Origin of the sequence: Sphingomonas montana, from assembly GCF_001956315.1 — a bacterium.
GTDB lineage: Bacteria > Pseudomonadota > Alphaproteobacteria > Sphingomonadales > Sphingomonadaceae > Sphingomonas_R > Sphingomonas_R montana.
The window spans coordinates 245,875-270,714 of record NZ_MOLY01000042.1; the positions used below are offsets into that span (position 1 = coordinate 245,875).

General features: G+C 61.1%; 23 protein-coding genes. 2 read left to right on the forward strand and 21 right to left on the reverse strand.

What is annotated here, in order from left to right:
* Nucleotides 1-5: 5 nt before the first annotated feature.
* Entirely contained in the window at nt 6-449 is a 444-nt protein-coding gene (locus tag BKY59_RS17800; protein WP_165374857.1) for a hypothetical protein, read from the forward strand.
* 215 nt (nt 450-664) lie between these two features.
* Here BKY59_RS17800 and BKY59_RS13390 read toward each other — a convergent pair whose 3' ends face one another.
* The 6 genes from BKY59_RS13390 to BKY59_RS13410 form a co-directional block, all read right to left on the reverse strand.
* Nucleotides 665-1,147: a DUF2243 domain-containing protein gene (locus tag BKY59_RS13390; protein WP_076072321.1), complete on the reverse strand. Its 483-nt coding sequence runs from the start codon at nt 1,145-1,147 to the stop codon at nt 665-667.
* A gap of 11 nt (nt 1,148-1,158) precedes the next feature.
* Nucleotides 1,159-1,362 carry a hypothetical protein gene (locus BKY59_RS17465; RefSeq protein WP_129586395.1) on the reverse strand — a complete coding sequence of 68 codons (204 nt, stop codon included), beginning with the start codon at nt 1,360-1,362 and terminating at the stop codon, nt 1,159-1,161.
* A 53-nt stretch (nt 1,363-1,415) separates the two neighbouring features.
* Complete coding sequence (locus BKY59_RS13395; protein WP_076072324.1) at nt 1,416-1,679, reverse strand: hypothetical protein; 264 nt, start codon at nt 1,677-1,679, stop codon at nt 1,416-1,418.
* Between the two features lie 283 nt (nt 1,680-1,962).
* Entirely contained in the window at nt 1,963-2,334 is a 372-nt protein-coding gene (locus BKY59_RS13400) for a response regulator (RefSeq protein ID WP_076072327.1), read from the reverse strand.
* Nucleotides 2,321-4,252, reverse strand: coding sequence for a PAS domain-containing protein (locus BKY59_RS13405; protein WP_083672137.1), 1,932 nt, complete (start codon nt 4,250-4,252; stop codon nt 2,321-2,323). The genes BKY59_RS13400 and BKY59_RS13405 overlap by 14 nt, the downstream gene beginning before the upstream one ends.
* A 251-nt stretch (nt 4,253-4,503) precedes the next feature.
* Nucleotides 4,504-4,782 (reverse strand): NADH dehydrogenase ubiquinone Fe-S protein 4, encoded by a 279-nt coding sequence (locus tag BKY59_RS13410; protein WP_076072330.1) that lies wholly within the window; start codon nt 4,780-4,782, stop codon nt 4,504-4,506.
* Nucleotides 4,783-5,487: 705 nt separating this feature from the next.
* On the opposite strand from BKY59_RS13410, the gene BKY59_RS13415 reads away from it, so the two are divergent.
* Entirely contained in the window at nt 5,488-6,198 is a 711-nt protein-coding gene (locus BKY59_RS13415; RefSeq protein ID WP_240500102.1) for a Crp/Fnr family transcriptional regulator, read from the forward strand.
* Between the two features lie 14 nt (nt 6,199-6,212).
* On the opposite strand, the gene BKY59_RS13420 is transcribed toward BKY59_RS13415, so the two are convergent.
* The 15 genes from BKY59_RS13420 to BKY59_RS13495 all read right to left on the reverse strand — a co-directional run bounded on the left by BKY59_RS13420 (nt 6,213) and on the right by BKY59_RS13495 (nt 24,649).
* On the reverse strand, nt 6,213-6,953 hold the full coding sequence (locus BKY59_RS13420) for a sensor histidine kinase (RefSeq protein ID WP_076072334.1): 741 nt from the start codon (nt 6,951-6,953) through the stop codon (nt 6,213-6,215).
* Between the two features lie 8 nt (nt 6,954-6,961).
* On the reverse strand, nt 6,962-7,342 hold the full coding sequence (locus tag BKY59_RS13425) for a response regulator (protein WP_076072337.1): 381 nt from the start codon (nt 7,340-7,342) through the stop codon (nt 6,962-6,964).
* Nucleotides 7,335-10,286 (reverse strand): PAS domain-containing protein, encoded by a 2,952-nt coding sequence (locus BKY59_RS13430; RefSeq protein WP_165374858.1) that lies wholly within the window; start codon nt 10,284-10,286, stop codon nt 7,335-7,337. The genes BKY59_RS13425 and BKY59_RS13430 overlap by 8 nt, the downstream gene beginning before the upstream one ends.
* A gap of 471 nt (nt 10,287-10,757) precedes the next feature.
* The gene (locus BKY59_RS13435) at nt 10,758-11,021 is read right to left on the reverse strand and encodes a hypothetical protein (protein WP_076072342.1); all 264 of its coding nucleotides are present in this window, start codon (nt 11,019-11,021) and stop codon (nt 10,758-10,760) included.
* 112 nt (nt 11,022-11,133) lie between these two features.
* The gene (locus BKY59_RS13440; protein WP_338056545.1) at nt 11,134-12,057 is read right to left on the reverse strand and encodes a formate/nitrite transporter family protein; all 924 of its coding nucleotides are present in this window, start codon (nt 12,055-12,057) and stop codon (nt 11,134-11,136) included.
* Between the two features lie 91 nt (nt 12,058-12,148).
* A complete protein-coding gene (gene budC / locus BKY59_RS13445; RefSeq protein WP_076072491.1) occupies nt 12,149-12,910 on the reverse strand; it encodes a meso-2,3-butanediol dehydrogenase in 762 nt (253 codons plus the stop codon).
* Nucleotides 12,911-12,956: 46 nt separating this feature from the next.
* Nucleotides 12,957-15,284, reverse strand: a complete 2,328-nt coding sequence (locus BKY59_RS13450; protein WP_076072346.1) for an FdhF/YdeP family oxidoreductase — start codon at nt 15,282-15,284, stop codon at nt 12,957-12,959.
* 710 nt (nt 15,285-15,994) lie between these two features.
* Complete coding sequence (locus tag BKY59_RS13460; protein WP_076072350.1) at nt 15,995-17,503, reverse strand: MFS transporter; 1,509 nt, start codon at nt 17,501-17,503, stop codon at nt 15,995-15,997.
* Complete coding sequence (locus BKY59_RS13465) at nt 17,503-18,546, reverse strand: lactonase family protein (protein ID WP_076072352.1); 1,044 nt, start codon at nt 18,544-18,546, stop codon at nt 17,503-17,505. Before BKY59_RS13465 ends, BKY59_RS13460 begins: the two co-directional genes overlap by 1 nt.
* Nucleotides 18,543-19,598, reverse strand: a complete 1,056-nt coding sequence (locus BKY59_RS13470) for a zinc-dependent alcohol dehydrogenase (RefSeq protein ID WP_076072354.1) — start codon at nt 19,596-19,598, stop codon at nt 18,543-18,545. Before BKY59_RS13470 ends, BKY59_RS13465 begins: the two co-directional genes overlap by 4 nt.
* 40 nt (nt 19,599-19,638) lie before the next feature.
* Nucleotides 19,639-20,379, reverse strand: a complete 741-nt coding sequence (locus BKY59_RS13475) for an SDR family oxidoreductase (protein WP_076072356.1) — start codon at nt 20,377-20,379, stop codon at nt 19,639-19,641.
* Nucleotides 20,376-22,478 (reverse strand): hypothetical protein, encoded by a 2,103-nt coding sequence (locus tag BKY59_RS13480; protein WP_240500103.1) that lies wholly within the window; start codon nt 22,476-22,478, stop codon nt 20,376-20,378. The genes BKY59_RS13475 and BKY59_RS13480 overlap by 4 nt, the downstream gene beginning before the upstream one ends.
* Nucleotides 22,479-22,616: 138 nt before the next feature.
* Nucleotides 22,617-23,141 carry a ferritin-like domain-containing protein gene (locus tag BKY59_RS13485; protein ID WP_076072358.1) on the reverse strand — a complete coding sequence of 175 codons (525 nt, stop codon included), beginning with the start codon at nt 23,139-23,141 and terminating at the stop codon, nt 22,617-22,619.
* A 31-nt stretch (nt 23,142-23,172) separates the two neighbouring features.
* Nucleotides 23,173-24,078 carry an MBL fold metallo-hydrolase gene (locus tag BKY59_RS13490; protein WP_240500104.1) on the reverse strand — a complete coding sequence of 302 codons (906 nt, stop codon included), beginning with the start codon at nt 24,076-24,078 and terminating at the stop codon, nt 23,173-23,175.
* Nucleotides 24,079-24,082: 4 nt separating this feature from the next.
* Nucleotides 24,083-24,649: a DUF4142 domain-containing protein gene (locus tag BKY59_RS13495; RefSeq protein ID WP_083672140.1), complete on the reverse strand. Its 567-nt coding sequence runs from the start codon at nt 24,647-24,649 to the stop codon at nt 24,083-24,085.
* Nucleotides 24,650-24,840: the final 191 nt, after the last annotated feature.

A 24,840-nucleotide genomic window follows, 5' to 3' on the forward strand; every position in this document is an offset into this window, starting at 1 on the left:
TCCACATGCCCAACGGAATGACGGCAGAGCCGGCATGGCCGGACCTGGGATTTGAAGCCGGCGACCTGTACGCCCACCCCCGTATCGGACGCCATGATCGGGTAGCGCGCAGTTCCACGTCGGCCGCCCGGCAGAATGCCGAACCGGTCGATAAACCGGTCGGTGAATGGGGCCGGGTGCCGCCAGAAGCGCGGGGATTTACACGCACGTTAATGCCCAACCCGCTGGAACTGCGAAATCCGAGATCAACAACAGCGGAGCGTAAGCCTATGACAAAATCGTATAAGCTCGATGATCTGGTTCTCTGCATCGCACGCGAGGAGGCGGCGGTACTGCACGCGAAATGTGAGAGTTCACGGAATGCCCATATCGGCCTGGCTGACCGGTACAAGTACAAGCTGGCGCAGATGAAGGCCGTCGAAACAGCCATACGCATCAGTTTCGGTTAAGGCGATTCGGGCTTTATCCTAAGTAGGCCGGACGCCGAGGGATATGGGTCTGAACTCCGGGCGGCACTGCAGCACGGTGATGCAGCCCCGCCGGCGCATGAACCCCGGTGCCGTGCACGGTCGCCGGACTGGACGTTGCCGCCTCTGTACAACCGAGCGACATTGAGATGATGGTCCACTACACCCCAACATTCCTGCGGTCAGGAAGGGCACGGTCAGTGACCGCGCGGAAGCCGCGAAGACCCGTTCCGCTCTGCAGTCATCATCAACCGACCGGCCGCGACAAGAGCGACGCCGAAGGCAAGGAAAAGCCAGTCCCACACGGACTGCCCGGCCCGCTCGTACACATGGTGCAGGTTGAGAATGTGGTGGTCGATGATCCCTTCGACGAGGTTGAACAGACCCCACCCCATCAGAAGCGAGCCCACCAGAGCACGGCCTGATGTAATCGTATCGACGCGTTTTGCGGCACGCCAGAGCATCGCGATGCCGATCGCGGTCGTCGTCCAGACGCCTATGTGGAACAGGCCGTCCCACACCATATTTACCTTCGTACCAAGCAGCGTGTCCGTCGAGACACGCGCGGAAAGCATGTTGTGGATCTGCAGGATCTGATGGAACAGGATGCCGTCGGCGAAACCGCCCATGCCAATTCCGATGACCATACCGGCGGTAACGATTGGCCTGGTCCCAGACATTCCGCTTCTCCTCAAGGCGCGACACGACGGGCAAGCAGCACCGCCGCAAACAACAGCGGGAACGGCAGCAGCAGCGCCGCCATGTTTGACCAAAGATCATGGCCCATTACCGTCGCGCGCGTGTCTTCGGCGATGCGGCTGTGGCATAACGTGCATGCCCAGAGCGACGAAGGTGCCAGGGTTGCGACAACTGCCATTAGAACATTTTTGCGCATCTGCTTGCACCTGCTGAGAGGTTGCATTTCCTCGGCTGACGGCCTGACCGCGCTTATGCCCGGATTTCGCTTGCATTTTCGATGATGATTGTCGTGTCAGGCTCGACGCCCGCGCGCTTGCGAACGGCCGCTTCCAACAGTTCGTCGATAACAGTCGAAGCATAGTCAAGTGCCTGCTGGCGTGTCAAAAGACCCGCTTGCGCATGTTCGCGTAGAGCGTCCACGTCAATGTAGACGTCGTACTGCGTGCCGCTGAGGGTCGTACGAAGAAGAACGTAGCTGTCTATCAGCTCCGGCCCGGTGTCGAGGATCGTCATGGTGCTTCTCACTTGGTGAAAGGTCTTCGTGTTCGACCGACCCGGTATAGTGCATCCAACACATGGGCACCTGTTCAGGTCCTGAAGCTTAATGCGGAAACGGGCGCACATCCCGGAGCAGTATTCTGGCCTTACGACGTAGCGGGGGCGGCGGCCGTCCACGCTTCGGACGTCAGGCCTTGCTCGCGGTGACCATCTCGCTGCGAACCTGGCCGTGGGCGAAAACCGCCGATCGGTTGGCATGCCGAGTTGGAGACTGGCTTAACAAGATCATTTTTACAATCTAGTTATGAACTATGTATCTTACAGCTTCTGTGATCTGCATAATATTAATCGGCTTTTCGCACAGGACAATATCAGCAAAGCGGCTCGGCATCACGGACTGGTCATAACCGGTGGTGAATAAGAACGGTACCTGCCGATGAGTTAACGCATCGGCTGCAGGAAATGCCCATTGACCTCCCAAATTCACGTCAAGGATGGCGCCATCGATCCTCACCTCTGACGCGATCAGGTGTATTGCATCCTCAAGCGTTCCGGCCGGCCCGAGTACGGTGGCACCAAGAACGCTGAGTTCCATATTCAGCTCATCGGCCAGCATGTATTCGTCTTCCACAACGAGGATATGACACCCTTCAAGGCTACGCTCGAGCATGGCTCGTCTCCTCTGTGCTCGCCGATACCAGCAGTGAAATCGTGCAATGAACGCCATCGGGTCCGAATACATATGAGGTCTTGGCGCGCAGCTGATATGGCAACGCCTTCTCGATCAGTTCGCGACCCTGACCGGTGCCACATGGCGCTGACCCGAGGGACGGCATAACCACGCCACTTTCTCGCCAATCGATGTGGAGCCACGGCTTTCGGCCTTCACCGAATTCGTCCACCCACCATGTGATGTGCAGATGCCCTCCCGGCTGCCCCAGCGCACCATATTTGACCGCATTGGTCGCTAGCTCGTGCAGCGCCATGGCAAGTGTCTGCACCGTTGATGATCGCAAGCGTATGCCAGCAGGGCCACTGAGCATTACACGTTCGACGCTGCCGTTCACCGCCGCAAGCTCGGCCTTGATGAGCTCGTCGAAGGTCACCCGGTCATGGTCGTTCAGCCGGGAAAGCAGGCCTTGGACACGCGACATTGCCTCGATACGGTCCCGAAAGCGGCGGCGGAAATCCGGAATGTCGGCGCTTGCCCGCGCCGTCTTGTCGCTGATCGAGCGCACAACGGCCATCAGATTACGGGTGCGATGCTGAAGTTCGGCGACCAGCACCTGCTGCCGCTCTTGCAACTTGCGCAAAGCGTGAATGTCTGTGGAGGTGCCTAGCCATTCGACGATCTCGCCCGATCTGTCGCGCACCGGCGTCGCGCGGGTCTGGAACCAGCGATATTGACCGTCGTCGACGTGGCAGATCCGATACTCAACCTGGAAGCCGCCATCTTTCAGCGCGTGGCTCCAAGCATCGACGGCCGCCTTGCGGTCGTCGGGATGCAAGGCTTGAAGCCAGCCAAGACCGTGACTGTCGGAGCCTGTCTGACCGGTATAGGTAGCCCATTGCGGGCTGGCCCAAGTCCACTCTCCGTCGCTTACCGCCCGCCAGACCAGCTGCGGGATGCCCTCCATTAACGTCCTCAGTCGTTCCTCCGTTTTGCACAACCCTGCTTCGGCACGTTTGCGCGCGTCGATGTCGATGTTCATTCCGACCCATTTCACAATGTCCCCGTCCGCGTCGAGTACGGGGGCAGCGCGAACATTGGTCCAGCGCCAGCCACCATCTGGGGCATGAAGGCGGAACTCCGCGTCGACCAGACCATGTGCGGCGGTAGCCTCGCGCCATTGCTTCTCGGCGTAGGTCCGGTCATCGGGATGGATCGCGTCCAGCCAGCCATAACCAAGCCACTCTTTGACGGTCTGACCAGTGTACGCGCGCCAGCTCGGGCTGTCAGCGATGACGACGCCGTTAGCGTCAGTTTCCCACTCCGCCTGCGCCCAGCTTGCGATCAGAAAGCTGTGCCGGGCCTTACTTGCCCTTATCACTTCCCGGTCTTGTTCGCGCTCCGTGACTAGATGCAGGCGATCGATGACTGGCCCAAGGATCATGGCGTAAGTCCGCAGAAATTCAATTTCGTCGTCTCCGAATTCCCTCGCCTTCGTATCGTCAATCTGGAGCACGCCGTAAGGACGCTGGCCTGGAACAAAGATCGGGACATTGACGAGTGCGACAACCCCGGCTTCTTTCATGAAGGGCGGAACATCGAACCTGTCGTCCTGCGCAATGTCTTGCGAGACAATCGGTCTGGCTGCCTTGATGGCATATGTCTCGGACGAGCGCTCACCCATCTGAAGGCGAACCGTGCCAACCACGTCGGGAGCCCATCCAACCCCCGCGCGTACGAGCAACTCCCGTCGATCTTCCTGTATCTCGATAACTTTTGCGCGACCCGTTCGAGTGGCCTCTCCAACGAGCCGACATGCTTCCATAAGCACCGCGTCAAGGTCCTCGGAATGGATCGCGAATTCGCCAAACGCCGCCAGCACCCGCTGGCGCTTCATCATTCCGTCCAGCTCGAGCACTCTGTTCTCCAATCAGCTTCGCGGCTAGCTTGACTTACACCCTCAATTGCAGGTCGAAGAAGAAACTTGTGGTGGGCAGGCTTGGTCCCCCTGACAGACGTCGGCTTTAGTCCGGGGCAGCAGATCACCCGGTTTCTTAACGACCTAGATTGGGTCGACCGTTATTACATTAGCGAAGAGGCTGTATGTGACGCAGCGCTTTCCAACAAAGCGATCGATGCCGACGGGTCCGCCATTGGAAAAGCCGAAACCTACTTGAAATTTTCCGCATAGGATTGAATTTTCAAGCTGCGCTGGGGAGTTGGAACGACGTGGTAGTCGATACCCTCCCTGCGTGCATATGCGACTGCCGCTTCGAAAGATGGAAAGCCGAGTTGCACCTGCCCCTGAGTGTCGCCCCCGCCCTGCCAGCCCGTCAGCGGGTCGGCATGAATTCCTTGCAAATTATTGAACGTCAAGATCCAGCCCTGCCCGTTGAGCCGACCACGCTGCATATTATTTTCAATCTTCTGGAATATTGTGGCAGCCATGTTTGTCGCCTTGTTCTACCTCGGCCAAGGAGTAGCACGTGGGACCATAAAAGCGTTAACCCATGTCGATATGTCGTTTGCCGATTGACCGCAGTTGTTTTTGATACCCCACGGTTCGGCCGTATCGCGAATATTTTGGTTTTGCGACTGACGCCAACGGTACAAGCAACAACCAAGCGCGGCGACTGGCTTTTGAGATTTGCGCGCTACGAACCACGAAGGTGGGCAAACTGCGTTACCGTAGATGGTAGCCCCGCCGGTCGGAAAACCGACGCCAGTGGGGGCGCGACCAGCTTGGTACCGCGCCTGCGCTCGATACTGTCCATTAGATTTGTACGAGAGGACTGCAAAAAAACTGTGGATTCTGCGATCCGCTGGCCGGAAAACCGTCGTCAGCGAATCAGCGGTCAGTCCGTTACCCCTAAACGAGTATCTGTACTCGACTAAAAAACTAGTTAATGTAAATTAATAAGTGATACGAAAAACACGCCAGTTCGCTTGTTATTTGCAGTTCGCATCCATTAAGAATTCATGATTCCCACCACATACTACGACGGCAGATCATGACTCCGCCGCACGCTTTGCGTAGTTCGTCCGTTCGCCCCCCGCGACACTGGAGTGCGATAAAAAAATGCAGTATCTGTAGAGTTGCAGACGGGGTAGAGACTGGACGTGACTAATCCGTTTGTAAATAAATTGCGTGGCTTGGCCGATCTTACGGCCAATGACACAGCGGCGCTTGAACGCATCACATCGCGCCCGCGTCGCTATAATCCGCGTCAGGATCTCATCCGCGAGGGTGACGAGACGGGCCCAATGTTCGTAATCCTCGACGGCTGGGCCTGTCGCTACAAGATCCTGCCGAGCGGCACACGTCAGATCATGGCGTTCCTGATGCCGGGTGACGCCTGTGACCTGCATATCAAGCTGTTGGCCGAGATGGATCACGGAATACAGGCGCTCACGCCAGCGATGGTTGCACGCGTGTCCCAAGACGATATGCAGGAAATTATGCAGAACCACCGCAGCATCGCGTTGGCAATGTATTCCGCGCAGCTTGTCGATGAGGCGATCATGCGCGCCTGGATCGTGAGCATGGGCCGGCGCAGTTCCGTCGAGCGCTTGGCGCATCTGATGTGCGAGCTTTATTTGAGAGGACAAACTATCGGCCTAACTCAGGACGGTGAACTTGCGATGCCGTTGTCGCAAATTGTTCTGGCTGACGCCTTGGGAATGACCCCAGTCCACATAAACCGAGTGCTCAAGGAGTTGCGGCTGGATGGGACGATGTCGCTCACTCGCGGCAGCGTCACCATCATGGATCCGCAAAAGCTCGCCCAGATCGCCGGCTTCGACGAGAACTACTTACATCGCAGGACACGACATATCACGGGAATGATCCACCAGGCTTGCTGACCGCTGGAACAAGATCAGCGCCGTCTGGCACGCGTGCCGAGCGGCCACGCGATCCGGCAGACGATCCCGTCCGATCGCGTTACGAAACTTGTGTCCCCGTCGATCTGGTAGGGCAATCCATCCTCAATAAACTCGCGTCCAAAACCCTTGTGCAATGGCAGGTCCGACAGTCCCGCAACTTCGCTTTCGGACCATGTCAGTTCCAGTCTCTGTCCAGATACGACCCACCGGATTTGCAGCTTGGCCCCGCCCTTGGCAAGCGCCCCGAATTTCAAGGCGTTCGTCACAAGCTCGTGGATCGCCAGCCCGATGGGCTGAGCCTGTTCGAGAGGCAGATAAACCGCTGGCCCCACGATCGTGATCCCCGGCGCGGACCCAAACTCGAACTGCTGAAGTTCGTCGCGGATAAGCTGATCGAGGCCAACGTCGCCGTTCGAGCCCAGCGATCGTGGCAGTTGGTACCGGAGCAGGAGAGTCAGGCGGCCGCAGAAGTGGCGCTCGACTTCCTCCAAGCTGTTCGCCGTCTCGATGGTAGCTTCGAATACCGCTCGCACGAGCGCGGCCGTGTTGCGAACGCGATGCTGCAACTCGCCTAGGACCTGCGCATGATGACGAACCATTTCCGCGTCGTGCAGGTCCCGTGCTTCGAGCTCTTGCTGCAATGCCGTCAAAGCGGCCCGAATGTCATCCGTTTCAACACCTGGATCCTGCGAAAGGAGGGGCGGGGTCGGGTCACAGGAGGGGGGGTCCATCATGGCCTCTACTATACCTGACTTTCGTGCGAGAGTTGGGCCATCCTCTTGACGATCTGCGAAACGCACAGCGGCTTTTCATACCGTGCGACATGCGCAAAGCGGTCCGGGATGATCGACGCGTCATATCCCGTCGTGAACATAAACGGGACTCCTCGCTCGACCAACATGTCCGCCAACTGGAAAACCTGTTCGCCGCGCAGATTCACATCGAGTATTGCGCCATTCAACCGTGATGTGTCGCGAAGCATCGCGGTGCCCTGCTGCAAAGTCGCGGCGGGTCCGACGACCTCCCCCGACTCTGCGATCAATGCCGCAGACAGTTCTTCCGCCAGAAGATATTCGTCTTCGACAACCAGGATTGCACAACCCCGTAACGCGAGCTCAGTCATGCAATGCTCCTGATATGGGGACGATCAACTGGCACCTTATACCATCCGGTCCAAATTCGTAATGCGTTTCCGCGTCAAGTTGATACGGCAACGCCCGTTCAATCAGGTCGCGGCCTTGCCCCGTTCGTGTGGCTGCTGCGCCATCCGGCGGCATCATAACGCCATGCTCCTGCCAGATGATTTCCAGTCGACCTGGCCGACCGTCGGCTTGCAGCGTGCGCCAACAAATATCCAGTCGCCCGTTGCGGTCCTTTAACGCGCCGTATTTGACGGCATTCGTGGCAAGTTCGTGCAAGACCAGCGCCAGCATCTGCACCATGCTGGACCGCAGCGGGATCCCGTCGGCGCCACGCAGGATGACCCGCCCCTCATCCTCGTCCGCCACGCCGTGGGCGGCAAGCTCCGCGCGGAGCAACTCGTCGAACGTAACACGGTACTGGTCGACTACGCGCGACAACAGGCCCTGCACGCGCGCCAAGGCATCCAGTCGCGCGCCGAAATCACGCTGGAAATCCTCCATCGTCGCGGACTGTCGCATTGTTTTGTCAGCAATCGAGCGGGTGACGCCCAGCAAATTGCGCGTCCGGTGCTGCAGTTCGGCAACCAGGATCCGCTGCCTTTCCTGCAGGCTACGCAGGTCGTCGACGTCGGTCGAGGTGCCGAGCCACTCAATGATCGTGCCGGATCCGTCCCGGATTGGTGTCGCTCGTGTCTGGAACCAGCGATAAACACCTTGCTGGTCATGGATCCGGTAATCGGTCTCTAGAATTTTCCGCTCGACGGCATGAGCCCACGCCTCGCGTGCGCGCGCACGATCGTCCGGGTGAAGTGGCTCCAGCCAGCCCCAACCGTAGCTGTCAGTTTCTGCTTGGCCCGTAAATCGGGTCCATTGTGGACTCGCCCAAGTCCACTGGCCGACGTCGCAAGCCCGCCACACAAACTGCGGCACACCTTCGATCAAGGCTCTCTGGCGGTCCTCGCTCTCGCCAAGCGCCGCCTCCGCACGCGCTCGTTGAATAGCCGCCCACGTGCGCTCTGCAACCCCTCTCAATAGTTCCGAATCACCTTGGGTCCAATGACGGACGCGAGTGTCGGCAACAAGAAGCACGGCAGCCAGACGACCATTTCGTAAAAGCGGAACGCCTAACGCAGCACGCATACCCAGACTGGCGTAAGTCGATCTGGCCTGCACGCTGAACTGTTCCGCGCAAATCAGGTTAGGTATGTCGAGCACTGCCCCTGAACACATAAGATCGAGGAAGTTCGGCTCGTCTGAAAGGTCATGGACGCCCACCATTGAAGGCAAACCATCGCGTTGGAACTCTGCGCGCACGATCGCGCGTGTTCCGCCGTCGTCGAATTCGTTGAAATAGCACCAGCTTGCGCCAAGTTGCGTGGCGAGGCGACGTGCGGCTTCTGACTGAATGTCCGCAGGATCGACCAAGGACGCGAGCGCATCGCCGAGCTGTAGCTGGAACGCCTGCCGCTCCTCGCTGTCCCTCAACACCGCCTCGGCCCTTGCGCGTTCAACCGCCGCCCAGGTGCGCTCTGCAACCTCTTGAACAAGCGAGACTTCGCCCTGTGCCCAGACACGAGCACGGGTCGACACGGCCACGATCGCCCATAGTGGATGGTTCACGCCTTTACGCAGGGTCGCAGCGATCAGGGCACTTATGCCTAGGGCACTGAAACCCGCCTTGTCGGTAGCCGATAGGCTTTCCATTTTCTCGACGTCATCGATGACCAGCGTCCGATCGAAAGCCACCCGAAGGGCTTTTGGAAAATCGGACAGACGAACGTGATCGGGTAATGGGGATAGATGGTCGTGATGCACCTGATGGGGAAAGCTGCCGATGTCCTCGGACAAGTGATAAACCCCGATGTAACAGCGATCGAGCTGCATTTCCTCGAAGAGCATCTGCAGTGCGCGATTTGCTATGGCGTTGGCACTTGGCTCGCTCCGCAGTGTGTCGCTTAATCGCAGTAGAAACGCTTGTCGCTCTCTACTTTCGCGCAGCATGATCTTGGCTCGACGCTCCTCGGTCACATCACTAGCCGTCCCAAACCACTCCACAATTTCCCCATCGGACCCGCGGATTGGCACCGCGCGGGACAGGGCCCAGCCGATTTTGCCGTCCGCTTGATAGACCTGGTGCTCAAGCTCGAAGTCGCCCTTGGTCCGGATCGCCTCTGCTATAGCAGCGGCTGTGCGGGCATGATCTTCGGGCGGGATGTAGTCCTTCAGCCAAGCCACCTTGGGGCTTGTTGTGTCGAGGATGAAATCACCGCCCGACAGTTGGCGGAGCTCGCTCATGTCGGCGCTCATGATATAGAACACATCCGAGCTCGCCCGCGCTAACGCCTGCAGGCGGGTCTCGCTTTCCAGTTTTCCGGTTTCCGCAATTTCAAGAGTAAGCTCCACTCGGCGGGCTATGCCGGCAAACTGGGCAAGGCTTTCTAGAAGGCGTACGTCCTCTGCCTCGAAACGACCTCCTTGACCGTGCATGATGGCCCAGACGGTTCCGACCGGTCTACCATCGATCCGAAACGGTGCCAGTAACCCCTCGGCGATGCTGGGTTGCGCCTGTAGCAGCGCGGGAAAGGCGCGCTCAGGCTGCTTCATGAGCAAGACCGTGTCCTGCGTGATGACCTCGCCACAGGGGCTTTCCTCGCATGACATTGTGCCGTTTCGAAAAGGTGCCCAGGCTCCGGCTGTCGCCACCCAACGGAACACATCCTGTTTTCCGTCAGCCTCCAGCAGACTGATCCCAGCGGAGTCGCAGCGCGTCAGGTCGATCGTCAATTCGACCAGACGCTGAAGCACTGTAGCTGGAGCACTGTTCAAGTTTTCAGCAAGCGCTACTAGCGCCAAGCTTTCGGCCTTGTAATCAGGTGCCCGCGATAACCTGCGGTCAAGTTCGCCAGTTATGATCGTGTCATTCACGGCGGAAGTGGCACTTGGTCTGTCCATACGGAGGGCAACGCTCCTTCTGGCGGCATGAGGCGTAGCTGGGTGTAGCCTTTCGAGTTCCGGATGTCGCTAACAAGACGATCTGCGGGATTTGGCGTGATGTACCGCAATCAAGATTGCGTCGGTTCAAGCTGCGATCGCCTAGTCACCCCTTCTGGACCGGCAAGTTGCTCGTTGTTATTCCGATGATTTTGACGACGACCGGCCTGGTATGCTAGCCCCCTTTCCTAGCCCGCGATCACTGCATGACACGCGCTGGAACATTGTAGCCGCGGCCGTGGCGACGGATCATGGTCGCACAAGTCCTAAGTTTGCGACAAATGCTCGTAGAGTGTTCAACAAACCGTCGTTTTCTGGACAGCCGCCTACTGCCTGGCTTTCCTACAAATGATCGTTGATCGGGAAGGGTGAACGGCGATGGTTGTGGCGTCGCACGCAACGCGGCTAGCCGGATAGCTCGCTCACGTCGTCGATCACGATCGTCGTGTCCGGCTCGATGCTTAAACGCTTGCGGGGGGCGGCTTCCACCAGGTCATCGATCACGGTCGAGGCATAGTCGAGCGTCTGCTGCCGTGTGGCATGATCCGCCTGGGCATGTTCGCGGAGGGCGTCGACGTCGATATAAACGTCGTACTGCGTGCCGCCGAGGGTGGTACGGAACAAGACGTAGCTGTCGATCAACTGCGGTCCGGTATCGAGTTTCGTCATCGAGGCTTCCCACCAGGCGAAAGGGCTTTTTAATGGACTTGGCTGGTATGGCGGATCCAACGTATTGGAACTCGCTCAGGTCTGGAGCGTCGACCACCCATGTCGGTGGACGTCAGGCCTTGCCGGCGGCGACCATTTCGCTGCGGACCTGTCCGTGGGCGAGCAGCGCAAAGAGCCCGGCTCCGCCGATGAGGTTGCCGGCAACCGCGGGCAGGATGGAATCGAACAGCGCCGTCGCCAGATCGGTACGCCCCGCCCAGAGGAGCGTAAACGCCTCCGCGGATCCAACGACCGAGTGACTGAAGTTCGCCGCCCCCACGACATAGGTGACCGCGAAGATCACCAGCAAAGCTTGCTCCCGCGCGTTTGGCAGCGTCCACGCGATGCTTGCGATCATGAAGCCGGCCGGGATGGCAGTCCAGAAGGTAGCAATGGCGTCGTGCTTGAGTATGTTGGCCGCGACGGCGACAATGCCTTCCTGAAGTGGAGGATCGGCCAGTGGCAGATGCGCCAGTGCCAATGTGGTCAACGCGGTTCCAACAAGGTTCGCCCCCAGCACGAGCACCCATAGCCGGCCCGTCCGCCAGGCCGTCCGCCGCGACGGGCGCGTGACGACCGGGAGCATCGCGGTGATGGTGCTTTCCGTAAAGAACTGCATCCGCCCAAGAATGACGAGCACGAAGCCTACGGGATAGCCCAGGCTCACGATCAAGTGTCGCCAGGGCGTTTCCACCGTCATCGAATGAATGGCGCCTTCGGCGATGAGCGAGGCGTTTATGGCCAGACCGCCCGCCAAGGCGGAGTAGATCAACGACGCGGTAGGTCGATCGAGCTCGGCCTCGCCCTCTTCGCGGACGGCGCGATGAAGTTCCTTGGCGTCGGCCGCCTTCAGCTCCTCAACCGCCTCGTCCTTGTTCGCATCACTCATGCGGGGGTTCGCCGCGACAGGATCGCCAGCGCACGCGTCGCAGTAAGGGAATTGGCCATGATCAAAAACTCCGTCGAGATGGGCGCGATACTGCGCGTTGAGTGTCACCTGATCCGTCGGGGGCAGGGGCAGGGGCAGGGGCAGGGGCGCGGCAGCGCGCGGCGGGGCAACCCGGGATACAGGCCGCGCCGCACATGATTTACTGCGCCGGCTGGCCGTTCGACGCCATCAGTCCGCCGTCGACGGGCAGGTTCACGCCGGTGATGAACCGCGCATCGTCGCTGGCGAGGAACGCCATGACCGCGGCAATGTCCTCCGGCTGCGCCATCGGGCCGAGCGGCATGCGTTCCCCGAACTTGGCGACAAGGTCCGGATCCGCCTGCATGTCCGTCGTCATGCCGGTGTCGGTAAAGCTCGGATTGACCGCATTGACGCGCACGCCGTCCTTGCCGGCATCCAGCGCCAGTGCGCGAACCATATTGGTCACGGCACCCTTCGACGTGTTGTACGCGAACATGTTCCAGTCGCCGCCAAGCCCGGACACCGAAGAGGTCATCACGATCGAACCCCTGGATTTCACGAGGTGCGGCATCGCGGCCTTGGCCATGTGAAAATAGCCGGTGACGTTCACCGCCAGCACATGGGCAAAATCCTCCTCGCTGGTCTGGGTGATGTCGCCCTTGCTTGCGATGCCGGCGTTGCTGATTAGCACGTCGAGCCGGCCGAACCGTTCGATCGCCGCGGCGACTGCCGCCTCCGCGGCCTCCCTGTTCGACGTATCGCCCGGCTGGATCAGTGTGCGATCCTGCCGCAACTCGTCCGACGCCTCCTCCAGCGCCGCGCGATCAAGGTCGACAACGACGACATTGGCCCCTTCGTCGGCAAAGCGTTGCGCCGCAGCCCGGCCGATGCCCGACGCCGCGCCGGTCACCAGCACCGTCTTGTTTTCAAAACGTTTCATATGATCGTCCTTCATACTTTGCTGAGGCTTGGCGGTCGGCGAGGCGTCAGCCGGTCGCATATTCCATCTGCGGTTCGAGCACGGCGTCGCCGTCGCTGTGGATGGTCACCGGGATCGATTTAGCCGCCGGCGTCTTGCTGCCGATCGCATAGTGCCACACCGGCATCAGCACGTTGCACTCCGGGTAGTAGCCGCCGATGCAGCCGATCGGGATGTTGTAGGCGACCACGATCATGCCCGACAGGTGGCGATCGACGCCGTCATCCGCAACGGTCCTGAGCGTCACTGCCTGTCCCACCTTCAACCCCATCCGGTCGATATCGGATCGGTTCATCAGCACGACGGTGCGCGTGTTCTTGATGCCGCGGAACCGGTCGTCATAGCCGTAGACGGTGGTGTTGAACTGGTCGTTGCTACGCAGCGTCATCAGACGCAGCACGTCGTGGCCGACCGTGGGCATGTCGTCATTCTCGTCCAGCCCCACCGGCGTCACGAAATTCGCGCGGCCCGTGTCGGTCCGCCACTCGCGGCGCGGGACGGGCATGTCGCGCTTGAACCCGCCCGGCTCCCACATCCGCTGCTCGTAATCGTAAAAACTGTCGGGCAGCGTGAGACCGATCTCCTTCCGGATTTCGGCATAGTCCGTCATGTAATCATCCCATCGCACGCGCGGATTGGGCGGTAACACTTGCTTGGCCAGTTCGCAGATCAACCTGGTCTCGCTGATCAGGTGCGGCGAGGCCGGGGTGCGCAAGCCGCGATTGCCGTGGACGCAGGCGGACGTGTCCTCGATCGACAGCACCTGCTGCCCCGCGGCGGTCTCGTCGATCTCCAGCCGGCCGATCACGGGCAGGATGTAGCTGACCTCGCCCGGCAACAGCGCGCTGCGGTTGAGCTTGGTCAGCACGTTGACGGTCAGGCGCATCCGCCGCCACACGGCCTCCATCCGCCCGTGGTCGGGGATCGCGCGGACGAAATTGCCGCCCAGCATGAAGAACGCCTGCACTTCGCCCTTCAGGATCGCCTCGCACGCCTCCACCGTATTGTAGCCGGGCGTCATCGGCGGCTCGAACCCATATTGTTCGCCAAGCCGTTTAAGCGGGAACAGTTCGGGTTTCTCCGTCACCCCCATGGTCCGCTGGCCCTGCACGTTGGAATGGCCACGCACCGGGCAGATGCCCGCCCCCGGACGGCCCATATTGCCGCGCATCAGCAACAGGTTGACCAGCATCCGCACCGTCTCCACCCCGGCCCGGTGCTGCGTCAGCCCCATGCCGTAGATGGCGATCGCGGACGGTGCGGCGGCATAGACCCGCGCGGTCGATTCCATGTCGGCGCGGTGCAGCCCCGACCGGCGCTCCAGTTCATCCCAGTCCTGCACGCGCAACCAGTCGGCAAACGCGGCGAACCCGTGCGTGTGTTCGGCGATGAACGCCTCGTCCAGCACCGCGTCGGTGCCGGCCGCCTGGCCCGCCTCGTGCGCCGCCAGCACAGCCTTGCAGATGCCGGCGATCGCGGCCAAGTCTCCACCGTTCTTCACCTGATGATATTGCGAACTGATCCGCGTCTCCTTGCCGGTCAGCATCTCGCTCGGCGACTGCGGATTGACGAACCGTTCCAGCCCGCGCTCCCGCAGCGGGTTGTACGTGATGATGGGTACGCCGCGCCGGCTCGCCTCCTGCAACGGGTGCAGCATGCGCGGCGAATTGCTGCCCGGATTCTGTCCGAAGAACATGATGCATTCGGTCTTGGCAAAATCGGCGAGGTCGACTGTGCCGACGCCCTGTCCGATGCTGAGCGGCAGCGCGACGGACGTCGTTTCGTGGCACATGTTCGAACTGTCGGGTAGATTGTTGTTGCCGTAGAGCCGGGCGAACAGCTGGTAGAGGTAGCTGCCCTCGTTGGACAGCCGACCCGAGCTGTAGAACACGGTACCGCGCAGCTTGTCCTCAACCGCCCGCATCTCGCGCGCGATTTCCGCGATGGCCTGCCCCCAGGATACCGGCACATACTTGTCGGTGTCCGCATCGTAGCGCAGCGGGTGGGTCAGTCGTCCAGGTTGTTCGAGATGATAATCGTCCCACCCCAGCAGTTCGGTAACCGTATGTTCCGCGAAAAAGGCAGGGGTGCAGCGATGGGCAGTCAGTTCCCACGCGACCGCCTTCACCCCGTTTTCGCAGAACTCGAACGGCAGCGGGGTGGCGGGCTTCACCCAGGCGCAGCTGTTGCATTGATAGCCGTCGACCTTGTTATGCCGCAACAAGGCGATGCCCGCACTGCCCACCACGCCTTCACGGCGCAGGATATTTGCGACCGAGCCTGCGGAACCCCAGCCGCCCGATGGAAGGCGGTACGGCTTGAACGTGGGTTTCATCCGGCGTCTCCAATCATGAGGGGCGGTGCTTCTTACGAAACAATCGCCCTGTCACTACGTTGACACCAATAAGAACGTCGACGTCTTAACGCCGATTAATGCCGTGCAATAAAAGGAAACTTCGCCATGGTAGTTGGTCGGGATTATATGCTGAAAAAGACAACCGGACCGTCGGCCCCTGTCCATTTTATCAATACGCGGGTTGTTTCGCGGTTCGTCAATTCCGCAGGTAGTGCCGAAGCTTTTCTTGAGCGTGCGTCGCGTTATACTGGTTTCAGATCCAGCGCGCTGCTTGCCGGTGCTACCGGTGCCATGTCTCTGTTTATATTCCGAAAATTTCGCAGGCGGCGCACCTGATCTGCTGGACGTCCTATCTAGCAGGTTTCTTTGGGCGCAGACGAGGTTGCCCAGAACGCTAGTTCTATTTATCCGACCGGCGGGGATGGTGGAGGAGCGATGACCGGGCGATTGTTGAACAATTAACATGCGAGACGGACGACTCGGTCACGTTGCAATTGTAATTAGAATGATGACGAAGCTTGTCTTGTTGGAAAATCGCGGACGCAACCCGATCAACCTTACATCAGAACATTATAAATCTAATCTCGTTACTCGATCGATAAATATACGGTTAAATAATATTTTTTTTCCCAAAAAATTAGCCGTTATACTGCGACCTAGCAATATATACCATTATTTTTGTAATAGGATCACTTCGACGGCGGTATGTTTCTGGTGCCCGGTAATCGCCGCGCGCGTAGCCGTTCACGCGCATCGCGGACCAAGGTAACCGGGATTGCGGTGGCACTTCGCAGGCCCGCGACGCTGGAGATGTTGCGGATACCCTGCCATGTATCGTCCAGCATCCGGCCCATCATTTCGCGCGGTTCGATTTCGCCCTGTTCCTGAACCAGGGTCAACCGGTGTATGGCGTAGAGGCCGATCAAGCCTGCTATCAGGAAATAGAAGTCCCAGCTGGTAAGCATAAGCGGTAGGCCGAACGTGTTGTGCGGGGATGACCAGCGCACGAGCACCTCCAACTTTCGTTTCGCGAAGACGTCCGCCAGCAGCCCGCCGAGGATGGGGGCGAGGCCGGCGGCGACTGCGGTCACGCATGCACTCGCGGCGACATAGGCGGTTGCGCCACCCCTGGGCGACAGTTTCAGCGCGATGTTTGTGGCCGTCAGGGTGACGCCCGCAACCGACGCACCCATCAACAGGTGCAGGCCAATCAGCCATAATTTCACGAGACCGCGGTCGTCGATCTGGGATGCCCCGATCATCGCGACGATCGACAGGATATAGACGGGCGCGCAGACGGCCAGGACCGACTTGTTCGCGAACCGGTCGCTCAGCCGACCCCAATATCGCAGGACGACCAGGTTGGCGATCTGGCTGACGACGCTTAGCACCATCACGAAGCTGACGTTGAAGTGCAGCTGGCGGACGATGAAGACGGTGAAGAAGGGCGTCGCCAGGTTGACCGCGAATTGCCAGCTGCCGACGAATGCCAGCAGCCGGCGGAAGTTCAGGTCCTGCAGCGGCACCTGCAGCAACTGCCGCAATCCGACCCTACCCGCCGCCGGCGGCATCACCGGTTCGGGCATCAGGCTGACGATCCGCGCGCTGGCCAATCCGGTGACGGCGCCGGCCACGAACATGCCAGCAAAGACGATATCGCGGCCGGATGAGCGTTCGTCGGTGAGATCCAGCGCGATGGCGGCGGCCAGCCCCAGGACCAGATTGATAGTGGTCAGCCAGAGCGTGCGTTTGGCGAAAACCTCGCCCAGCCGTCTCTCGGGTGCCAGGTCGCGCAACCACGAGTTCCAGGCGCAGGACCCGATCGCGCCAAGCCCGCACAATAGACATTGTGCCGCGAGAAAGACAAGCAGGGGGGTGGTGCCGGTGGAGAAGGCGGTGATCGCCATCACGCCCAGCATCAGGCGCCCGACGATGCTGGTAAGAACGGCGATCCGCTTTCGCCGGCGTTGACGTTCGACCAGTAGGATCGCGGGCAACTGCAGGAGCTGGGCGAGGAACGGCACACTCGCCAGAACGCCGACCATGACGTTGGAAGCGCCCAGATGCAGCGCGAAGGCAGTCAGGATCACGCCCGTCGTGAGGGCTACTGCACCACCGGAGAAAGCGCCTTCCACGATCAGCAGGCGCAATCCGCGCTCGACATCGTGTTCGCCGACCTGCGTCTGCGGGTCCAGCATCAGGGCTTCGGCGGCGGCGGGAGGAACAGGAACACGGCACCGGCGACCGCGATGTCCTGGTGACAGGGTGCGAGCGTGCCATCCGGCCGAATACTGAAGACGGTGACGTTGGCGCCCTGTTCGTTCACGAGGAGGAACAGCCCTTCCGCCTCCAGCAGGACGAAGGCGCGGGGGGAAGCGCCGCCGCTCGGCGCGTGCTGGAGCAATCGTGGCATGCCGCCGTCGTTCCAGGCGTAGATGGCCACGCTGTCATGGCCGCGGTTGGTCACGTAGATTCTGTCACCGGCATGATTGAGACCTAGGTGCCCCGCGATGCTCGTCCCCGAAAAGTCGGCGGGCAGGGTTGATATCCGATGCAGCGCGGTCAGCTTTCCGCCATCGACCCGCAGAACCGTGAGCGTGCTGGCCAGTTCGCTGGCGAGCACGGCGAACGGCAGGGTCGGATGAAAGACCAGATGGCGCGGCCCCGACCCGGGCGGCGCGGCGAAGGCGACCTGCCGTTCGCCGATCAGATCCGGTCCGTCGTCCGCGGCGTAGGCGAGTATCTCGTCCGTCCCGAGATCGACGTGGAACAGCCATCTGCCGTCGGGGCCGAAGCACACGCAATGCGCATGGGGACCGTCCTGCCGATCGCCGATCGGGCCGGACCCACTGTTCGGGCGGATCGCGGGAGGATCGACGGGAACCCCGCTGGCGTCGTCCAGGCCGAATATGGCAATGCTGCCGCTGCCGTAATTCGCGATCGCGAGCCGGGTCTCGTCGGGGTTCAGGGCGACGTAACACGGCTCGGCACCCTGCGTCGCGGTGCGTGCGACCGCCTGCCAGCCGTCGGTGCCCAGGCGGAAAGTGCCGACCGCGCCGTCTGACTGTTCGTCCACCAGATAATAGCGGTCATGTCGCGCGGCGTAGGCAGCGAAGGACGCGTTGCGTGCGTCCGCAAAGGCATCGCCGCCGACCCATTGGGCGTCGGGCGACAGCCGGAGCGGGTGGAGGCCGGCACCGCCGTTGCGCGCGGCAGTGCCGACATGAATCGTCGGTCTCACGAAATGGTGATCGCCACGAACACGGCACCCGTTTCCGCCTTCGCATCCGCCGTTTCGAAGGCGTCGTTGATGTGATCGAGATCGTAGCGGTGGGTGATGAGGCTTTTCGCATCAAGCTTGCCGCTGGCCAGCAGTTCCAGCACCATGCCCTGTTCGGGATAGATATCGCGGAAGGCGAAGCTTGCGCTCATCACGATCTCGATCTCCGACATCTGGATACGCTGCCATTCGAGCGGGATGGCAATCTTGCCGGCATCGAACCCGCCGACGACGACGACCTTGCCGCCGCGGCGGACCAGGGTCGTGGCCAGCGGCAGGGTGTCCGGCATCGATTCACCGCCCGCACATTCGAAGCAGACATCGACGCCGCGGCCACCGGTAAATTCCATGACACGCGCGGTCATGTCGTCCCGACTGCTGTCGACGACGACGTCGGCACCGAGCTCCTTCGCAAGACCGAGCGCACCGCCGACGCGATCGGCGATCAGGACATCCGCGCCGCACATCTTAGCGAATTGCAGTTGCCCAAGGCCGATCGGCCCCGCGCCGATGATGGCGATCTTCTGATTGACCCCGACGTGTGCGCGATGATGTGCATGCAGGCAGACCGAGAAGGTGTCGATCAGCGCGGCTTCTTCGAAACTGACATGATCCGGCAACCGGTAGAATTTGCTCTGCGGGCCACAGACGAATTCGCCGTAGGCGCGCGACACATATTTCGTGCGCACATCGTAGAGATGCGGACAGATATTGTAGCGTTGGATCGCGCAATATTCGCAGGTCCCGTCACCCATTACGGTTTCGATGACGACCCGGTCCCCCGGTTTCAGATCGACGACGTCCGGGCCGATCTCTACCACTTCGCCGGCCAGTTCGTGCCCGACGATATGGCATTCCAGTTCGGGTTCGGCCTTGTTCCAGTGCCGCAGATCCGTGCCGCAGATGCCCGCCACGCGGACCCGCGCCAGCACGAAATCTCCGGACGGGATGACGGGTCGTTCGACCTCGGAAACTTCGAAGCGGCCATCGGCGGTCTTGAGGGCAGCCTTCATCGGCCTGATCCTTTCAGCGGGACGGGTACGATGCGGTCGTTCAGCTCGTTTTCTGAACGCGCGGTTCGATCCGCAGGTTGACGATATCGGCGCGTGCGGACCGGGTCAGCGTGAAGATGATCGTCTCGGCGATCTCCTCGGCGTACAGCATCCGGTGATCGGCGATGGCCTGCGCCTTCTGGTCGTCGCTGCATTCCTGCATGGGGGTCGAGACCGAACCGGGCTGAATGACGCTGACCTTGATGTTCTTGGTAGCCACTTCCTTGCGCAACGTTTCGGCAAATGCCTGGATGCCCGCCTTGGTAGCGGCATAGACGCTTTCGCCCGCCGCCTCGATCTCGGTGCTGATCGATCCGACGAACAGCAGGTGTCCGCCACTCTGCGCATCCATGCGCAGGATCGCCCGTCGCGCGCTGGCCAGCGTACCGACCAGGTTCGTCTCCACGGCGTAACGCCAGTCGCTCTCATCCATTTCGTGGATGGGCTGGGCGCCGAGTGCGGCGCATGTGACGAGAATGTCGATGCCGCCCAGGACCTTGTCGACCTGATCGAACACCCGGTCGACGTCTTCCCGGACCGCGACATCCGCAACCAGGCCATCGACGCGGCCGGGGCCGGAGGATGCCGTCGCCAGGGCGTCGTCCAGTTCCGGCTGATGACGGCCGAAGGTCAGCACATGCGCGCCCTCATTCATCAGGAGCGCGACCGTCGCCAGGCCGATGCCGGTCGTTCCGCCCGTAACGAGGACGCGTTTGCCGCGAAGACTATTGTGGCTGCTCATGATTCTTTCCAGGTCAGTATGAGGTGGCCGTTCGCCGGCACGACGTAGTCGATCCGGTCGGCAGAGCTTTGGTGCGGTCGAATGATGTCACCGTCGGCGACCGTGACGGTGGTCTTGCCCAGTTTTCGTCGCTTTGCGCGGACGATGCTCAACCCCGCCTTGCAGTTTTCACCACCGGCCAGCGCGATCGTCAGTGCGCGGTCCCCGGTCCGTTCCATCGATTGTACGAATTGATCGCAATAGATCCGAAACGGGGCACCATCGATGCGGTGGAAACTCCGCGTGGCGAAGATGAAGGCGGCACCGGCACCGTAGACTTCCTGCCCGACCTGTCCGGCCGCCTGACCATCGACGTACAGGTCCTCGACCGGGAAGGAGAGATTGCGGTCGATATGCCCGTTGGTCTCCCGCTGTTTCGACGACAGGGCTTCCGGCGGCAGCGCGTCGGGGTAGAAGTACCAGGCACGGTCAAGCGCATATCGGCAATATTCGCCGATCAGCATGCGGGCGGCGGGTTCGAGGTCAGGGCCGCTGTCGGCCAGATACCGTTCGAACGCCGTGAAGGAATCGAAGCATTCGTAGATTGCCATGTAGGGCGCATCCTGCAGGCAGGTGACGCCCATGAAGTTCTTGTAATGAACGGCGTGCCCGATCTCGCTCTCCCAGATGGCACAGTTGTGGAAGAAGCTGGCGAGGTAGACGTAGCTTTGTTCGAGATAAACGATGCGATTCGTGATGCGCCACAACCGCATACACGCAGCGGCACCCCAGGCGGTGAGATTGGCCTGATAGTTGACGCTGAAGCGCAGGCCCATCGCCGCGTCGATCGCTGCCCGCGCCTCGTCTAGGAACCGTTTGTCGTCGGTCAGTTCGAACGCCTGCAACATCACCCAAGCATAGATGCCGCCAACGTCGGTCTGGCCGCGGCCATCCGCGCCCGCCACGTCAGTGATGACGGTGAAGTCGGTGACCTTGTACTGGACCGGCCATTTATAGGCGAAATGATGAGCGGCCTTGATGCCGAAATCGATCGATTTGAGCAGCAGCGTTTTCGCGGTCTCGTCGCCATCCAGCGCGAGGAAGCCCAGATTTAGCATGGGGTGGTACAGATACCAGCTATCGACGGCGTCCGCGTCCTTGTCGGTACCGACATTCGGCAAATAGCGACGCAACGACTCTATCTTTTTGTCGTAGAACTTTTCTAGTCCGGCTTTCAGTTGCGTTTCGAGCGCGTGCGGCGTGCCGTTCCATTTGCCCCAGTCATGAATGGCAGCAATGATCGACATCTGGACCATAATGTCGGGATATTCCGCATTCGTGTACGGGTGTATGTACCGGTGGCCATAATGCTCGATTGTTGCCTCCGGCGCATGATCGATATCGTGCAACGTCCGTTCCGCACGGTCCACCCAGTTGCGGAATTCGACGCCCGGCAGTGCCAGCGTCTTGTAGGCGACACCGAGCATCTGGATAAACCGGCGTGCCGAGTCCCGTTCATGCGGTGGCGCATCATGCCGGAACACGAGGATCGCATCGGAAAGCGTGATTTCAACCCCGGCCGGCAGGGGGCCGATCGGGGGTACGACACCGGGTTCCGGAGTCGGCAGCATATAGCCCAGTTCCGGCCATGTCCCGCCGACCGCCCCGTCAGGCGTGGTTCCGGTTGTCCTGTAATAGTCGTTCATGGCGGTCAGATTCTGAACGTACAGGACGTCGCCGAACCGCGGCTGGTCAAGGTGGAAGTACAGGACGCCGACATTCAGCCCTCGCTGGGCAGCTTCCACAGCCCCGACCGCGCCGAGCGGATCATCCTTCTCATCCAAAGGATAGAGGTCGCGTGGCATGAAGGGCAGCACGATCGGCGCGGACGGCGTGAACCGCACCGTCATGCCCAGATTTTCAAGCGCGCTTGCGCCCGCGCGAAGGATGATGACATGGACGCCGAGTGCGCTGGTGACGCGCAGTCTCGCCGTTTCGTCCGACTGCGCGTCAAGTGCGACGCAACTGAACGCGCCGACAACATAGGCGGCCCGGAGCGCGATCCCGCCGCGGCCCTCGCGGCGGACGAACACAACGACGGAGTCAGTCGTCGCCCGCACTTCGACGTCGAGTTCGCCGAGTGGAAAACACGCTATGGCCTTTCCTGAGCGCCCTTCGCAAGGCTGACGCATGACCATGAGGTGAGGACTGACGGCCGTCGCGACGTTCCGATTCATCGTTGCCATCTTGACCCTCGCTCAGACTTTTGCCGTGCCGGAACCACTTTCCGCGTAAAGCGATGCGTAACGCCGCGTCACCAGCGGCAGGGACTCGCCGATCCACTGCGCCATGCTCTGTTCCTCGCCGAGCGATTGCTGCAACAGCGACGTCGTCTGGGTGAACCCCGCATCTTCCGAGAGTGTCAGGAGCGACGTGTAGGCGGCGATCTCGAAATGCTCGAAGGCATAGTTGGCGAAACTGTTCTTCAGGATCTCGTCGCCTGCCACCGTGTGGGCGATTGCGGCCAGGCCGCCGGACAGGCCCAGACCCATATCCTTCAGCGCGGATCCCTTGGTGTCGAACCCGGCCAGTATCTCGTCCAGCCGGGCGATCTGCCGGTTGGTCTCCTCAATATGCAGGCGGAGTCGATCGGCGACCTCGGGATAATGTTCGATGCGCGCGACCTGTGGGCTCATGATCGACAGTGCCTGTTTTTCGACCGCATGAAGATTGATGGCACCGGTGATGAAGAGTTCGGACAATGTGCGTTCGGATGTCGTCATGTCGTTGGGTTCCTTGGCTGGCGTTGAAGGGTCAGAGCGGCGAACCGGCGCGACAGCGTTCCAGTTCGACGGGATCGTGCGCGCAGGTGACGGACACTTCGGCACGCTGTTCGATCGAGAGGCTGCGCAGCCGCCCTTGGTTGGCCATGCGGCTGGTCGCATCGACTTCCATTAATCGCTGGTACGCGCGCAGGCCCGGCGTGCAGTGCCGCCGCGCTTGCCGCATTTCACCACGATGGAAATAGGCATCGCCAGCATGGAGCAGCCAGCGTCCGTCGGCCCCGCGGATCGCAACGCCGGCGTGGCCCCAGGTATGGCCAGGCAGCGGCACGAGCAGTATCTCGGGCGGCAGCCCGTCCAGATTGCGCACCGCGTCGAAACCGAACCAGGGTTCGCCCGAGGCGCCGTAATGACGCCAGTTGCGTACGTCGTTCAGTTGCGACGTGCGCCAGCGGTTGCGCGCGACGACGCCCACGTGCGGCCCCGTCGCATCATCATATTCACGCGCCATCACGTGAACGACGGCGTTCGGAAAATCCTCCAGCCCGCCGGCATGGTCGAAATCGAGATGCGTCGCGACGATGTGGCGGACGTCCGACGCGCGAAAACCCAGCGCCTCGATCTGTCGGATTGCGGTGTCGCATTCCCGCAGGCGAATGTTCAGGAGCAGCCGCCACGGCCGGGTGATGCGCGGTTCCGGACCGCGGTGCGGATGGGCGACATCGCGCAAACCATAGCCGGTATCGACCAGCACCAGCCCGTGCGCGTCCGTCTCGATCAGCAGGCAATGGCATATGATCCGGCCGAGCAACCCCCTGCTGCGCCCGTCAAAGAGCGCCCCGCCCAGGGGGCAGTCCGTGCCGCAGTTCAGATGGTGGATGCGCAACGCCGGTTCCCATCGTTCGAGGATCAACCCGCCCCAAAAAGGGCGGATCATTCGATCACATGCCCTGGTGAGATGCCGGTTCGCCGGTCTGCATCTTCTCGGCCGCCGTCAGATGTTGTTTGACGACAGGCACGGCCTTGTTCGCAGACATGCGGAGCGGTGCCTGATCGCCGCTCGTCCCATAGCTCTGGTGCAGGTCGAGCGCGGCTTGGTGCGCGGGAACCTGCTGGCCAAGATAGAGACGATCGAAGTCTGCTGCGGGCGCGGTCTGCAACTCCGCGATCGACGCCGCCGCACCCGTATCGAGCGTAGCGGGCGGTGGCGTCAAACCAGCCTTTTTCGCGGCGGACAGCGTTGCCGCAGTTGTTCTCTGGTGATGCTTGATGAGCATGGCGGCATAGCGGCGGACCGCCGGGTTCCGCGACTTGGCTACCGCCAAGCGGCTCGAACTGATCTCGTAAAGATCGCTCCGCCCCGCCGCCATGACATAAGGCTCGGCCTGAACCTTGGCGGCCGCTGGGGGTGGAGGAGGGGGCGTCTGCGCCAGCACCGGACTGTTGACGGTCGCGAAAGCGAACGCGAGTGGCAAGGACCGGTAAAGCTTCGACAGATATGTCTTCATAACCACGCCTTTCGATACATGCGCCGAACGTAGAGCGGGGCCGGCACCAAACGGCGCCGGCCTCACCGGTTCAACCGATCTGCTGCGTCTGAGCACCACTGTCCGGGCGGGCCGGCCCGAGATCGGGCGTATCGCCCATCGGCTCGTTGCGGAACACGGTGAACTCGCCCTTGCCGTCGATCGACGGCCCG